Source organism: Streptomyces thermoviolaceus (assembly GCF_045209695.1).
Lineage (GTDB): Bacteria > Actinomycetota > Actinomycetes > Streptomycetales > Streptomycetaceae > Streptomyces > Streptomyces thermoviolaceus.
On sequence record NZ_CP109280.1, the window covers coordinates 4,042,180 to 4,055,342 of the forward strand.

Here is a 13,163-nt window from a genome sequence, read left to right on the forward strand (position 1 = left end):
CCCGCCATCGACGCAGCGTCGTTCCAGTCCTTCCCTGAACCCCGTCCTTCCCTGAACCCCCGATCCCGTGGACCCGATCCCGTGGACAGATCGGCACCACCGCACTTCCGCATGCGTGGAACTGCGCGGAACCGAATTCCCTTACGTTCTCCTCCGCGATGCCGCAGCAGGCATGTCATGTGTTTTCCGGACTCGGTGACGGAATGACATTCGCCTGCTGTTGCGGGCCAACCGGGTGAACCCCCGCAACCAAACATCCCGCGTCGTGTTGATGAATCCGTAGGACCTGTGCGAGTCGGCAGGGCCTGCACCACCACGAGGAAGGGAACGCGCAGTGCTCAAGACGGCATCGGCCGCCGCGTCTGCCGCCGGGACGCCGACGGTGGTCGCTCCCGTGGCGCTCGCCGGCAGCAAGGACGGCGGCCCGGCCCTCGAGAACGAGCGCGCCGTCGCGCCCGGCGACGCGGCGACGAACGGGGACGGCAACCCTCGGCTGTCGTCGGTCCCCGGCCCGTACGACGCGTCGTACGCCGACCTCGGCCTCACCGGCGCCGGCATGCGGCGGCTCGTCGGTGTCCGGGACACGCCGGTCCTGAGGTCCGGTCGATGTGCCTGATCCGCCCGGGCCGTCGCAGCGGTGTCCGCGCGGCGGGGACATTCGGGTGAATCGCCGGGCGATTCGCGTTCCCCGGTATTCCGGCCGGTCTCATTCTCGTCTCTGGCGCGGCCGGACAGGCCGCGCTCCCCGGTTTCCGACCGTCATCGGGGATCCACGGGATCCACCAAGAAGGGAAACATCCATGAAGAAGAGCGTTGCTGCCGTGGGCGGTGCCGTCCTGGCCCTCGGACTGGCGGCTCCCGCTTTCGCCGACGCCGAGGCCACGGGCTCCGCCGAGCGTTCCCCGGGCGCCGTTTCCGGCAACGTCATCCAGGCGCCGGTGCACGTTCCGGTCAACGTGTGCGGCAACACCGTCGACGTTCTCATCGCCGCGCTGAACCCCACGTTCGGCAACGCGTGCGTCAACGACGACTGACGTCACCGCCTCCCCGGCCGTCCCGGTCGGGGCAGGGGCCGTCTCGGACGGGCATAGGCACCGTCCGGGACCGGCTCAGGCAGGTTCCCACCCTTCAAGCGGCTTCGTGCAGCTTCGAGCAGGAAGACAACTAGATTGCGACAGACCCTGAGCAGGGGCGTGTTCGCGGCGGCCGCCGCGACGAGTGTCCTGTCCCTGTACGGCAGCCAGGCCTTCGCCGATTCCCAGGCGGACGGCGAGGCCACCAACTCGGCCGGTCTTCTGTCCGGCAACACCATCCAGGCGCCGATCGAGGTTCCGGTGAACGTCTGCGGCAACACCGTGGACGTGGCGGGGGCGCTGAACCCGGCGTTCGGCAACAAGTGCGCCAACGTCGCGGACAAGCCCACGCCGACCCCGACGACGCCTCAGCCGAAGACTCCGCCGTCCGAGCCGAGCGAGACTCCTCGGGAAGAGACGCCGCAGGAGCCTCCGCAGCTGGCCCAGACGGGTAGCGACGACACCGCGGCCCTGCTGGCGACCTCGGCTGCCGGCGCGGCACTGGTTGCCGGCGGGACGATCCTGTACCGCCGTGGCCGGGCCGCGGGCGCGCACCGCTAGGGCCTGTCCGGCGGGCCGAACACCGGCTCCGACCGATGTGAGCCGCCGTTCCCTTTCCTTTTCCGAAGGGCGGGAACGGCGGCTTCCGCATGCCTGTCGCCGGTTACCTCCGCAGCGCCCCCGGCTGGGGAGACTCGTCGGCCGAGGGGCGCAGGCGTACGACGAGACGTCCAGATGCTTGTCCGACCTGGACAGGCCGCACAGCAATCACTCCATCGGCGGCAGAACTCCAACGGAGCACACGCGTTGACCGGAGCGCCGGGCATTTCCGCCCGGGTGTGTTGCATCGACCCCAAGGAGTATTTCTCCATGTCGCGTATCGCCAAGGGCCTGGTCCTCAGCTCGGTCGCCGTCACCGCTGTCGCCGGAGGGGCCGGCGTCGCCGCCGCCGACAGCACCGCCAAGGGCGACAGCAGCCACTCGCCGGGCGTGATCTCGGGGAACACCATCCAGGTCCCCGTCAACGTGCCGGTCAACATCTGCGGCAACACCGTGGACATCGTCGGCGTGCTGAACCCGGCGTTCGGCAACGCCTGCGCCAACCGCTGACGCCGACGCCCACGTCGTCCGGTCGCTCTCCCCGCAGCCCGTTCCTCCGTTGCGCCGATCCGGTCGGGGAGAGCGACCGGCGTTGTTTTTCCCGGTGCTGACGTCCGGTCACCTCGGTCGCCGACCGACCGACGGAACCATGTCGTTCCCGAACGGACCAGCACTGTCACGCTGGTGACGCTCCGTCGGACCCTCCCGAGTTGCGGGGCAGGTGCGGCGCTTCCACGGTGAGCACAAGATCACAGGCTCATCGAAAGGAATCCCTCATGCGAGGTCTGCCCGCCCGGCACATCGCGTCCACCGCACTCTGTGCGGCCGTCCTCACCGGGATCGGTGCCCCGGCCGCCCTGGCGGCCGACCCGGCACCCGAGCCCCTCGGCGCCACGGCCCCCAGGACGCCTCTGCCCGCCGCGGACGCCCTGCTCGACCGGATCGAAGGCCTGGGTGACCTCGGGGGCCGCCTCGCTCCGGTCCACGACCTGCTCGCCGCCGTACTCACGGCCGACAACGGCACCCTGACCGTCGTCGACGCCCAAAGGCTCGGCGATGCCGCACGGGACGCCCTCGCCCAGCTGACCGTCGCCCCCGTCGCACCGCCGACCGGTGCACAGCTGCTCGCACCGCCCCAGGCCGCCTCGCCCCTCAGCGGGCAGCAGGACACCGACCCGGTGGACGACCTGCTCGCCACCACGCAGAAGGACCTCGACGGCCTGCTGAACGCGACCACGTCCCAGGACGTCACCCAGATCCTCCCGGCGGTCACCGTCCTGGTCGACGACCTGGGCACGCTGGTCACCGGTGTCCTGCAGGACCTCGCCCAGCCCGCGACGCCCTCCACCGCCCCCGCGCCCGCGCTGCAGGACCCCACGGCCACCACTCCCACGACCACCACTCCCACGACCACCACCCTCACGACCGCCCCTCCCGCAGCCACCACTCCGACGACGACGGCACCTGCCCTGGCCACCCCGGTGACGGTCCTGCCGGCCGTCACCGTCCCCGGCATCACCGTGGCCGGGGCCACCGTCCCCGGCGTCACGTTGCCCGAACTGGTGCTCCCCGACGTGGCCGTGCCCGAGCCGGCCGTGCCCGAGCCGGCCGTTGCGGAGACGACCGTGCCGCAGACCGGGAGCACCGCCGACACGCTGCCCTCGGCCGTCGTCCCCGCCTCGCCGACCGCTCCTCAGGCCTTCTGACGGCCCCTCCTGATCGCACCGAAGGCTCGTACGGACCGGACACATCACCCCGACCGGCAACGGCACAGGCCGCGCCCGAAGCCCGAGCCCGATCAGCCGCCGCATCGTCCTCGGCCGGTGCGGCGGCCTCTCCACGGACAGCCCCGGATCCACGGAGATCTCATATGACGACTCGGCCATCTCCCGCTCCCGGGGTTTCCGGCCCGGCCGCGGCTCGTTAGGCACGGCGGCCCCCTCCGGCGACGCAGACCGCGGAGGGGCGACGGAGAAAGGAAGCACGATGAAGACCCTGAAGGCCGCCGCAGTCCTCGCCGGATCCCTGGTCGCCGCCGGTGCTGCCGCGCCCGCGTTCGCCCACGCCCCCGCGGCGCCCACCAGCGTCAACGGCGCGGTCACGTCGCTCACCGAGGGCCCCCTCGACGTGATGCCGGTGCATCACCAGACGCACGCGCTGGACAGCGAGAAGCAGGGCTCGCTGCTCAACAGGGTGAAAGGCACCACCGAGCGCATCAACGACGAGACCGCCCCGCTGCTCGGCGGCCTGCCGGTGCAGTGAGCCCCGGGCGGCTTCGCTCGCTGCCCGTCCGTCGACTGGATCCGCCCGTTGCTCCGTCCGGCGCACCCCACGGTGACCCTGCGGCGACCGCTGCGGTTACGGCTTCGGTGACACGGTCACCGGCACAGTCCCGGGACCGGAGCCGGGCATGGAACCGCAGCGAGGAGCACACCATGGTCGCAGGCAAGGACGGCGACGGCAGAGTCCGCGGGCGGGCAGCCCCGGCAGCAGCCGAGACAGGCGGCGGGACACCGGCGGCGTCCTCCCCCACCCTCCACCCCTCCCGCCGCCCGACACGGCGCGAGGTGACCGCCGCGCTGGCCGCCTGCGGTGTCGCCCTCGTGGCGGCGCCGCCGGTCGCCGCCGGAGCCCCGCGGGCCGTCGCCGGTCCGCCGGGGGCGCCGGGCGAGGGGAACGGAACCGTCTTCGAGGAGAGGTACCGCGGGCGGCTCATCCGCGGAGTGTGGATCCCGCACGGCACCTCGGACAGCAGCGCCGGCACGCCGGCAGCGAGCGGCACAGGTGCCGGCGAGTGGCAGGTGACGGTGGACGGCCGCCCGCTGCACCTGATGCGCCGCGCCGACGGCACCTGGCTCAGCATGGTCGACCACTACCAGTCGTACCGGACGCCCCTGGAGGCCGCCCGCGGCGCCGTGGACGTCATGGGCCCAGGCCAGCAGCTGCGCGACCTGGCGCCCGGTCCGGCCGACGGGCTGCGGCAGCACCCGTACCCGCACGCGCAGGGGGTGCCCGATGGCGTACGTGCGTAAGAACGTCGCCGCGCTGACACGGCAGGAGAAGCGGCGGTTCGTCGACGCCCTGCTGGAGCTGAAACGGCGCGGCGAGTACGACGAGTTCGTGCGCATGCACATCCACTACTTCACCCCCGACGGCGAACGCGGCCTGCGGACCGCCCACATGGCGCCGTCGTTCCTGCCCTGGCACCGCCGATTCCTGCTGGACCTGGAACGGGCCCTGCGCCGGGTGGACTCCTCGGTGACCATCCCCTACTGGGACTGGACCCGCGACCGCACGACGACGTCCGTGCCCTGGCGGGACGACCTCCTGGGCGGCAACGGGCGCCCCGGCGACCGCCGGGTGACGACCGGCCCGTTCGCCTGGGCGCACGGCCACTGGACCTTGCGGGTGGGGGTGACGGACGGCACCTTTCTGACCCGGGACCTGGGACGGTCCCACGACCCGATCGCGCTGCCCACCGCCGCGGAACTGGAGTGGGCGCTCAAGGACCCCGTGTACGACGTCGCGCCCTGGGACTCCACGGTCACCAAGGGATTCCGCAACAAGCTCGAGGGCTGGGGGCCGGGTCGGGGCAGCACCTCGTGGCGCAACCACAACCGGGTGCACCGCTGGGTGGGCGGCACCATGCTCGGCGCGGCCTCCGTCAACGACCCGGTCTTCTGGCTGCACCACGCCTTTCTCGACCTGCAGTGGACCCGCTGGCAGCGCCGCCACCGCACCGGCCGCTATCTGCCGGCGCAGCCGCCGGGCCGGGGCGACGCACAGCACGGGCGCGTCGTCGCCCGGCACCAGAAACTGCCGCCGTGGGACGTCACTCCGGACCAGCTCGAGGACGTCAGCCGGATCTACCGGTACGCGTGACCGTGACCCCGCCGGGACCGGCCCCGGACCGGGCGAAGCCCCGGCGGTCGTCGCAGACCACCGGGGCTTTCGACAGGGTCGGGACGTTCCTCGGCCGTCCTCACGGTTCGGCGGGACGAGCAGGTGCCGTCAGTGGCCGTAGCCGGAACCGCCGTTGTCGTCGTCGACGTTGGCGCAGGCGTTGCCGAACGCCGGGTTGAGCAGAGCGATCACGTCGACGGTGTTGCCGCACACATTGGCCGGGATGTGCACCGGGACCTGGATCGTGTTGCCCGACACGACGCCCGGCGAGCGGTCGGAGCTCCCGGTGGCTTCGGCGTCCGCGGCCGCCAGGCCGGCGCCGCCAAGCACCACGGCACCCGCGCCCAGGGCCACGGCTGCCGTCTTCGCGAAGCGGGACATGACGTTCTCCTCACTGATTTCGGTGGGTGCGGCAGCGGGACGTGCGACCGCACGCCTCGTTCAACGCGCCCGGATGATCACGGTCACGGTGCATGTGCGTGGATCACCCGGTTCGTTGCTGGTTCACCCTGTTCGGCGAAAGTCCGGAGCCTGGTGACACGCCCGACGTCCGGTGACGAACCCGGCGCCCCGGTGACTCCGGGGCGGCGCGCGTGACTCCGGGCGTGGCCGGGCGACGGCTCCGCGTGAGACGGCGTCCGTGGGCACACGGCGGTGCGTGCGGGAGCGATGGTCAGCCGAGCGGGTTGCGGGTGTCGCGCAGGGCGGCCAGGACCGGGGCGTACATGCGGGACTTGATGGTGCCGAGGGTGTCACCGGCCTTGTTCACCTGCGCCGCGGCGAGTTCGACGGCCGTGGAGCGCACGGCGTCCTCGGCGACCGCCCGGTCGACGATGCCGGCGGCCGCGGCGTCGGTGCCGCCGTAGCGGCGGGCGGTGACCATGGCCTCGTGCGCGGTCTGCGGCGCCAGCCGTGCCTGGATCAGCGCCGCCATGCCGGGGGTGAAGGGGATGTCGATGTCCGCCTCGGGCAGGCACCAGAAGCCGCGGTCGGCACGCATCACGCGGATGTCGTGCGCGAGGGAGAACATCGCACCGGCGGCGAAGGTGTGCCCCTGCAGCGCGGCCACGGTGACGACAGGGAGCGACAGCAGCCGCGCCAGCAGCTCGTGGACGGACACGACGTACTCGTGGTACTGGCCGGCGTTGGCGAACAGCCACTCCAGATCGAGGCCGTTGGAGTAGAACGTGCCCGTGGCCGTGGTCACCAGGGCGCGCGGGCCCTCCGCCTTCTCCACCTCGTCGAGCGCGGCGCGGACCGCGCTGATCCAGTCCGGGTTGAACCGGTTCTCTCCGTTGCCGAGGTCCAGGACGAAGACGTTGTCCTGGCGGTCGAGCGAGGGCATGGCGACTCCTTCGCGGTCTGCGCCTGAGGCGGTCGGGTGCCTGCGGGCCACTGCCCGGGAGCGGAAGCGGCGGTAGGGGGGCAGGTCGGGTGGTGGATCCCGGCGGCGGAACCGGCGGGCGGCGCTCCGTCCGGGGCGGCCCGGTGGTCACCGCACCTCCGCTTTCCGGGGCATCTGCGCCACGAGCCCTCCCCGTGGCGGCGTCGGCACATGATTGGTTACTCGTGAGTAACTTATGGGGTGTGTCGCGGCTCCCGCAAGAGGCGTCGTGTGCCGGCGAGGCGGCTTCGGGTGGGGCCGCTGCGTCGCGAGTGCGTTGCTGGAGTCGGCCGGGGTGCCGGTCGGCGGGTGGCGGAGTCATCGTCGAGACGTTGCCGTCAAGAACGCAGAACGCCCGGGAGGGGAGATCCCCTGTCCGGGCGTTGTCGCTGGTGGAGGATGGCGCCCCCGGCAGGACTCGAACCTGCGGCCAAGCGCTTAGAAGGCGCCTGCTCTATCCGCTGAGCTACGGGGGCCTGGTGTGGTGCCTCGGTCACGGGATCTTCGGGGTGATCCGTGACATTGCCGGGGACAAGGATAGGGCTCCCGCATCCGTGTCCCTCGTGCTTCGCCTCCGTGGCTTGATGTGGAGGTTCAGTGAAGCAGTCTGATAATCGCAGGCGGCTGTGAATCCTGCATCGCTTTTGGCGCTCTGAGCTGCGGGTGTTGTGCACTCGTTATGCCTGCACAGTGCCTGCGCCCCAGTCGTCCTGTCTGCCCCTTTTCTTCTGTCGGCGCGCAGACGCGCTCATATGCTTCAGAAATCTCATAAAATTGGGCATTCTTCGCATGTGGTGACTCTGGACGTACGGCCTCAGCTGCTCGAAGCACTCTCCGCCCTGCGCGACCGCGTCGCCGCCGCACGCTTTCCACTGCCTCTGGACGGGGCACCGCGCGCGCGGGCCAACCGCGACGAACTGCTCGCCCAGCTCGACGACTATCTGGTGCCCCGGCTCAAGCAGCCCGAGGCGCCCTTGCTGGCCGTGGTGGGGGGATCGACCGGCGCGGGAAAGTCCACGCTCGTCAACTCCCTGGTGGGACGACGCGTCAGCGAGGCGGGCGTGCTGCGGCCGACGACCCGGACGCCGGTCCTGGTGTGCCACCCGGAGGACCACCACTGGTTCAGCGATCCGCGTGTGCTGCCCGGCCTCACCCGCGTGTGGGTGCCCCGGCAGGACACCGCGGCCGGCCTGGTCGGCGACGACCTGCTGCCGCCCGAGGAGATCCCCCCGCGCGCACTGCGCATCGAGACCGCGGAGACCCTGCCGCCCGGGCTGGCCCTCCTCGACGCGCCCGACATCGACTCCCTCGTCGCCGAGAACCGCACCCTCGCCGCCGAGCTGATCTGCGCCGCCGACATCTGGGTGATGGTCACCTCGGCCGCACGGTACGCCGACGCCGTCCCCTGGCATCTGCTGCGCACCGCCAAGGAGTACGACGCCACGCTCGTCACCGTGCTCGACCGGGTGCCCCATCAGGTCGTCTCCGAGGTCTCCCGGCAGTACGGGGCGCTGCTGACCAAGGCCGGCCTGGGGGAGGTGCCCCGGTTCACCGTGCCGGAACTGCCCGAGTCCGCCTGGGGCGGGGGCCTGCTGCCGGCCACCGCCGTGGCGCCGCTGCGCGCCTGGCTCGTGCACCACGCGCAGGATCCCGACGCCCGCCGGCACGCGATGGCCCGTACCGCCCACGGTCTGCTGGACTCGTTGAAGTCCCGCCTGACGGAACTGGCCGCGGCCACCGCCTCGCAACACGCGGCCGCACTGCGGCTCACCTCCGCTGTCGATGCCGCCTACGACGGCGAGTACGCCCGCCTGCGCAGCCGCCTGCAGTCCGGGGCCGTGCTCGCCGGGGACGCCCTGAAACGCTGGCGCGCCTACCCGCTGGACTGCACCGCCGGCGAACTGCTCGACGCGCTCGTGGAGAGTCTGAGCGCGCTGCTGCTGTGTGCCGTGACCGCCGCCGACGAACGCATCGACGCCGCCTGGCGGCGCGAGCCGGCCGCGCGCGCCCCCGAACTGACCGCCGAGTACGGCGGCGCCGACAGCGCCGAGGACCGCATCGGGCTCGCCGTACGCCGCTGGCGGCGCGAACTGGAGGAGTACGCCGAGGACGAGGTGCGCGAGCTGGACCGGAGCGTCGCCCCCGACGCCGAGGCCGTCGCCGCACTCGCCGCCACCGGGTTGCTCGGCGGCCGCCGGGGCCGGTCCGCCGGTGAGGGACTGGCCGAACGCATCGGCGCGCACGGCGCACTGCGGCTGCGCGACCGTGCCGGACGGCTGCTCGCCGACTGCCTGGACCGTGTCATGCACACCGAGCGGGAGCGCCGGCTGGCCCCGCTCGACGCCCTGGAGGTGCACCCGGAACCCCAGGCCGAACTCATCGCCGCGCTGTCCGTACTGCTGAAGGAGAGGTGACCGGTGAGAGCCGTCACTGACCAGGACCGAACGGAACACGCCGCTCAGACGGCCCGGACGCAGGACACGGCCGCCACGGACGGGCACAGAACCCAGGACGCCGCAGGCGTCGCCGGTTCCGGGGGCGGCGCCCAGCGGGCGGCGGGCGCCGGGGCGGTGGGCCGTCCCCGGACGACCGCACCCGCCGGGGCCCCGCTCACCGGCCGCGGCGGCAACCCGCGGGGCACCGGGTACGAGGGGTACGGCGAGGGGTACGGCGAGCCGGCCCGCACCCGCGCGTTCAGGGAGCCCTCGTCCGAGGAGCCCGCCGACCGCCGCAGCCGGCCCGAGTACCCGGACCGCTCCCGCACTCCCGGCGACGGGCGCCGTGTGCGCGGGCCGGAAGACCGCGTCCTCGACGACCGTGTCCCCGACGACCGCAGGTCCCCGGGCCGTGTGCCCGACGGTCCCGCCGGACGTCACGCACGCCTGCCCGACGATGCCCGCCGCGCCCGGGTGCCGGAAGGTGGACGCCCGGCGTACGCACCGTACGGCAGCGGCGCCCGGGCCCGGAGCGACGGCCGCGCCGAGCCCCGGCCGCCGCACCACCGCGCGGACGGACGGACGGCCGACGGAGGGCGCACCGAGGCCCGCACGGACACCGGTCCCGACGGCATCCGTCGCGAGGCCGTCCGGCAGGGGGAGATGCGTGGCGAGGCGATGCGCAGCCAGGGGCGGGCCGGTGCCGGTGCGCCGATGTCCGAGCGGAACGAGGCCGGCACCCGGGCCGACGGCCGCACGAGGGCCACGGGTGAGGAGCGTTCCGTGTCCGCGGGGGGCGGCCGTTCCGCGTCCGCGGGGGAGGACCGTACGGGGTCCCTGGGGGACGGCCGTACGGGATCCGCGGGGGACGGCCGTACGGGGGCCGGAGCCGACGGGCGTCCCGCGTCCACCGGGATCTGGGACGACGGGCTGATCGCGCGGCGCGTCACCCCTGGCGGCACCAGCGCCGCCGACCTCGTCCCGGTGGCACCCCGGCCGCCCCGGCCCCTGCCGGTGCCGCCCCTCGCCTACGACGGGCCGCTGCGGTCGCGGCTGGACGCGCTGCGTGAACTGGTCGGACTGTCCCGCACCCGCGTCGACAGCGGCACGCTCGCCGAGGCGGGCCGCGTCCTGGACGAGGCCGCGGCGCGCCGCCGGCTGTCCGGGCAGCACACCGTCGTCGCCATCGCGGGCGCCACCGGCAGCGGCAAGTCGCAGCTGTTCAACGCCCTCGCCGGCGTGCCCATCTCGGAGACCGGGGTCCGCAGGCCCACCACCGCCGCGCCCATCGCGTGCAGCTGGAGCGACGGCGCGGCCGGCCTGATCGACCGGCTCGGCATCCCCGGACGGCTGCGCAGGCGCCCCGTCCACGGCCCCGACGCCGATCCGCAGCTGCGCGGCCTGGTCCTGGTCGACCTGCCCGATCACGACTCGGCCGCCGTGGAGCACCGCGAGCAGGTGGACCGCATCCTCAAGCTGGTCGACGCGGTCATCTGGGTGGTCGACCCGGAGAAGTACGCCGACGCGGTCCTGCACGAGCGGTATCTGCGGGCCCTGGCGGGCCACGCGGAGGTCATGTTCGTCGTCCTCAACCAGGTCGACCGGCTGCCCGGGGAGGCCGCCGACCAGGTGCTGGACGATCTGCGCCGGCTGCTCGACGAGGACGGGATCGCCCTGGGAGAGCACGGCGAACCCGGCGCGACCGTGCTCGCGCTGTCCGCGCTCACCGGGGAGGGCCTGCCCGAGCTGCGTGAGGCACTGGGGCGGTTCGTGGCCGAGCGCGGGGCCGCGGCCCGGCGGATCGCGGCCGACGTGGACGTGGCGGCGACCCGGCTGCGCCCGCTGTACACGGCGCAGCGGCGCGTCGGGCTGAGCGAGGAGGCACGCGAGGAGTTCGCGGACCGGCTCGCGGACGCGGTGGGCGCCGTCGCCGCGGGCGAGGCGGCCGAACGCGCCTGGCTGCGCAACGCGAGCCGGGCCTGCGGAACCCCGTGGCTGCGGTTGTGGCACTGGTACCAGGACCGCCGCGAACCCCCGACCGGACGGCTTCCGGTGCGCACCCAGCCGGACGAGGAGGCCACCGCGCGTCAGCGTGTCGAGCACGCGGTGCGGACGGTGGCCGACCATGCCTCGGCCGGGCTGCCGCAGCCGTGGGCCCAGGCGGTGCGGGAGGCCGCGGCACGCGGCGCGCAGGGACTGCCGGAGGAGCTGGACGCACTCGCGGCCCAGGCCGGGCTGCCGCCGGGCCGGCCGCCCCGGCCGGGTTGGTGGCCGGCGGCGGTGCTCGCCCAGGCGGCCATGACGATCCTGCAGGTCATCGGAGGGCTGTGGCTGGTCGGTCAGATCGCCGGCGTGCTGGCACCGAATCTGGTGGTGCCGGTGCTGCTGATGCTCGCCGGGATCGTGGGCGGCCCGGTCGTGGAGTGGAGCAGCGGCATCGCCGCCCGGGGACCGGCGCGGCGGTACGGGCAGGAGGCGGAACGCCGATTGCGCGAGGCGGCGGCGGGCTGCGGCCGGGCCCGGGTGCTGGACCCGATCGCCGCGGAGCTGCTGCGCTACCGGGAGGTGCGGGAGCAGTACGCGCGGGTGAAAGGCGTGGGGGTGCGGTGACGGCGACCCGCGGGACTCGCGGGTGCCGCGCACCCGCACCCGGGCCGGTCGCCGCGGCCGTTCTCCGTTGACCCCTATCTCGGGCCTCGTGACCCTCGTCTCGGCGCGGTGTCCCTTGCCCCTCCCTGGTTTCACCCGTCCGGGTGGCGGAGTTTTCCACAGGCATGCGGTGGTCCACAGGCCCCAGCGGACTCGGCCCGGCAGAGGCAGCCTGGTTCCGCGGTGACCGCAGCGGATGCGACGGCGCGACCGACGCGGTGGACCAGCTCGGCACGTCCGCGCGGCGGATGCGGTCACCGCACCAGCCACCGCTGTACGGAACGGGCCGTACAAGCGTCCGCCCGGCCGCCGCGGCCGGAGGAGCGAGGGAGGGGTGTCGGACGATGAACGAGACGATGGTCTGCGTGGTCGGCAACGTGGCGACGCAGGTGGTGTACCGGGAGCCGTCCTCCGGGCCTTCCGCGAGGTTCCGGCTCGCGGCCACCTCCCGCTACTGGGACCGGGAGAAGAACGCCTGGACGGACGGGCACACCAACTTCTTCACCGTGTGGGCCAACCGTCAGCTGGCCATGAACGTCGCCGCCTCGCTCACCGTGGGCGACCCCGTCCTCGTGCAGGGTCGGCTGAAGGTGCGCACGGAGGTCCGCGACGGCACGCCCCGCACCTGGGCGGACATCGACGCCGTGGCGATCGGCCACGACCTGACCCGGGGCACGGCCGCCTTCCGGCGCACCGGACGACCGGAACCGGTGACGACGCTCCCGCACAGCCCGGCCGCGCCGCCGGACAGCCGCAGCACTTCCGCCGGGCAGCCGGCGGCCGCCGCTCCGGCACCACCCGAGCCCACGTGGGAGACACCGCTGCCACCCGAGGCCGCGCAGGAGCAACACCGCCCCGACTGCGCACCGCTCGCGGTGACATGACGACATGACCACCGGCGACGGACGACAAGACCGTCGGCGGCGGACCTGCCCGGAGCGGCACATCGGCGAACGCACCCGCGGGATTCCTGCGGGATTTGTCGATAAGACCAGTTCGCGGACGGCCCGTCGGGACGCCGGGCGATAACGATTCCGATTCGGATCAACGATCTGACGATCACACAGCAAAGGGCGGGTGTGCGGGCTCCCTAGGATGCCGGACATGACTCCGGCAGCC

The 13,163-nt window shown here is 73.4% G+C and carries 13 protein-coding genes and 1 tRNA gene; 11 read left to right on the forward strand and 3 right to left on the reverse strand.

Features of this window, described 5'->3' with window-relative positions; translation table 11 throughout:
* Positions 1-334: 334 nt before the first annotated feature.
* The 8 genes from OG899_RS17700 to OG899_RS17735 all read left to right on the forward strand — a co-directional run bounded on the left by OG899_RS17700 (position 335) and on the right by OG899_RS17735 (position 5,555).
* A complete protein-coding gene (locus tag OG899_RS17700) occupies positions 335-616 on the forward strand; it encodes a hypothetical protein (RefSeq protein WP_125498837.1) in 282 nt (93 codons plus the stop codon).
* 184 nt (positions 617-800) lie between these two features.
* Positions 801-1,034 carry a chaplin gene (locus OG899_RS17705; protein WP_125498838.1) on the forward strand — a complete coding sequence of 78 codons (234 nt, stop codon included), beginning with the start codon at positions 801-803 and terminating at the stop codon, positions 1,032-1,034.
* Between the two features lie 135 nt (positions 1,035-1,169).
* Positions 1,170-1,634 carry a chaplin gene (locus OG899_RS17710; RefSeq protein WP_125498839.1) on the forward strand — a complete coding sequence of 155 codons (465 nt, stop codon included), beginning with the start codon at positions 1,170-1,172 and terminating at the stop codon, positions 1,632-1,634.
* Positions 1,635-1,943: 309 nt separating this feature from the next.
* Positions 1,944-2,183, forward strand: coding sequence for a chaplin (locus tag OG899_RS17715; protein WP_125498840.1), 240 nt, complete (start codon positions 1,944-1,946; stop codon positions 2,181-2,183).
* Between the two features lie 266 nt (positions 2,184-2,449).
* Complete coding sequence (locus tag OG899_RS17720) at positions 2,450-3,379, forward strand: hypothetical protein (RefSeq protein WP_189428280.1); 930 nt, start codon at positions 2,450-2,452, stop codon at positions 3,377-3,379.
* A 280-nt stretch (positions 3,380-3,659) separates the two neighbouring features.
* Positions 3,660-3,935: a hypothetical protein gene (locus OG899_RS17725; RefSeq protein WP_125498842.1), complete on the forward strand. Its 276-nt coding sequence runs from the start codon at positions 3,660-3,662 to the stop codon at positions 3,933-3,935.
* A 173-nt stretch (positions 3,936-4,108) separates the two neighbouring features.
* A complete protein-coding gene (locus tag OG899_RS17730; RefSeq protein WP_206345808.1) occupies positions 4,109-4,705 on the forward strand; it encodes a tyrosinase family oxidase copper chaperone in 597 nt (198 codons plus the stop codon).
* Entirely contained in the window at positions 4,689-5,555 is an 867-nt protein-coding gene (locus tag OG899_RS17735) for a tyrosinase family protein (protein WP_125498844.1), read from the forward strand. Before OG899_RS17730 ends, OG899_RS17735 begins: the two co-directional genes overlap by 17 nt.
* A gap of 129 nt (positions 5,556-5,684) precedes the next feature.
* Here the strand turns inward: OG899_RS17735 and OG899_RS17740 are convergent, their stop codons facing one another.
* The 3 genes from OG899_RS17740 to OG899_RS17750 form a co-directional block, all read right to left on the reverse strand.
* Complete coding sequence (locus OG899_RS17740) at positions 5,685-5,957, reverse strand: chaplin (protein ID WP_125498845.1); 273 nt, start codon at positions 5,955-5,957, stop codon at positions 5,685-5,687.
* A gap of 292 nt (positions 5,958-6,249) precedes the next feature.
* Positions 6,250-6,921 (reverse strand): enoyl-CoA hydratase-related protein, encoded by a 672-nt coding sequence (locus OG899_RS17745; RefSeq protein ID WP_125498846.1) that lies wholly within the window; start codon positions 6,919-6,921, stop codon positions 6,250-6,252.
* Positions 6,922-7,360: 439 nt separating this feature from the next.
* Positions 7,361-7,436, reverse strand: a tRNA-Arg gene (locus OG899_RS17750).
* 315 nt (positions 7,437-7,751) lie between these two features.
* Between OG899_RS17750 and OG899_RS17755 the strand changes: the two genes are divergently transcribed.
* The 3 genes from OG899_RS17755 to OG899_RS17765 all read left to right on the forward strand — a co-directional run bounded on the left by OG899_RS17755 (position 7,752) and on the right by OG899_RS17765 (position 12,928).
* Positions 7,752-9,374: a dynamin family protein gene (locus OG899_RS17755; RefSeq protein WP_125498847.1), complete on the forward strand. Its 1,623-nt coding sequence runs from the start codon at positions 7,752-7,754 to the stop codon at positions 9,372-9,374.
* 468 nt (positions 9,375-9,842) lie between these two features.
* Entirely contained in the window at positions 9,843-12,005 is a 2,163-nt protein-coding gene (locus OG899_RS17760) for a YfjP family GTPase (RefSeq protein ID WP_206345819.1), read from the forward strand.
* Positions 12,006-12,388: 383 nt separating this feature from the next.
* Complete coding sequence (locus tag OG899_RS17765; protein WP_125498848.1) at positions 12,389-12,928, forward strand: single-stranded DNA-binding protein; 540 nt, start codon at positions 12,389-12,391, stop codon at positions 12,926-12,928.
* The last annotated feature ends 235 nt before the right edge of the window (positions 12,929-13,163 follow it).

Coding starts and splice junctions, on each gene's coding strand:
- OG899_RS17705 (WP_125498838.1), top strand. CDS start 801: ATGAAGAAGAGCGTTGCTGCCGTGGGCGGTGCCGTCCTGGCCCTCGGA.
- OG899_RS17715 (WP_125498840.1), top strand. CDS start 1,944: ATGTCGCGTATCGCCAAGGGCCTGGTCCTCAGCTCGGTCGCCGTCACC.
- OG899_RS17720 (WP_189428280.1), top strand. CDS start 2,450: ATGCGAGGTCTGCCCGCCCGGCACATCGCGTCCACCGCACTCTGTGCG.
- OG899_RS17725 (WP_125498842.1), top strand. CDS start 3,660: ATGAAGACCCTGAAGGCCGCCGCAGTCCTCGCCGGATCCCTGGTCGCC.
- OG899_RS17730 (WP_206345808.1), top strand. CDS start 4,109: ATGGTCGCAGGCAAGGACGGCGACGGCAGAGTCCGCGGGCGGGCAGCC.
- OG899_RS17735 (WP_125498844.1), top strand. CDS start 4,689: ATGGCGTACGTGCGTAAGAACGTCGCCGCGCTGACACGGCAGGAGAAG.
- OG899_RS17740 (WP_125498845.1), bottom strand. CDS start 5,957: ATGTCCCGCTTCGCGAAGACGGCAGCCGTGGCCCTGGGCGCGGGTGCC.
- OG899_RS17745 (WP_125498846.1), bottom strand. CDS start 6,921: ATGCCCTCGCTCGACCGCCAGGACAACGTCTTCGTCCTGGACCTCGGC.
- OG899_RS17765 (WP_125498848.1), top strand. CDS start 12,389: ATGAACGAGACGATGGTCTGCGTGGTCGGCAACGTGGCGACGCAGGTG.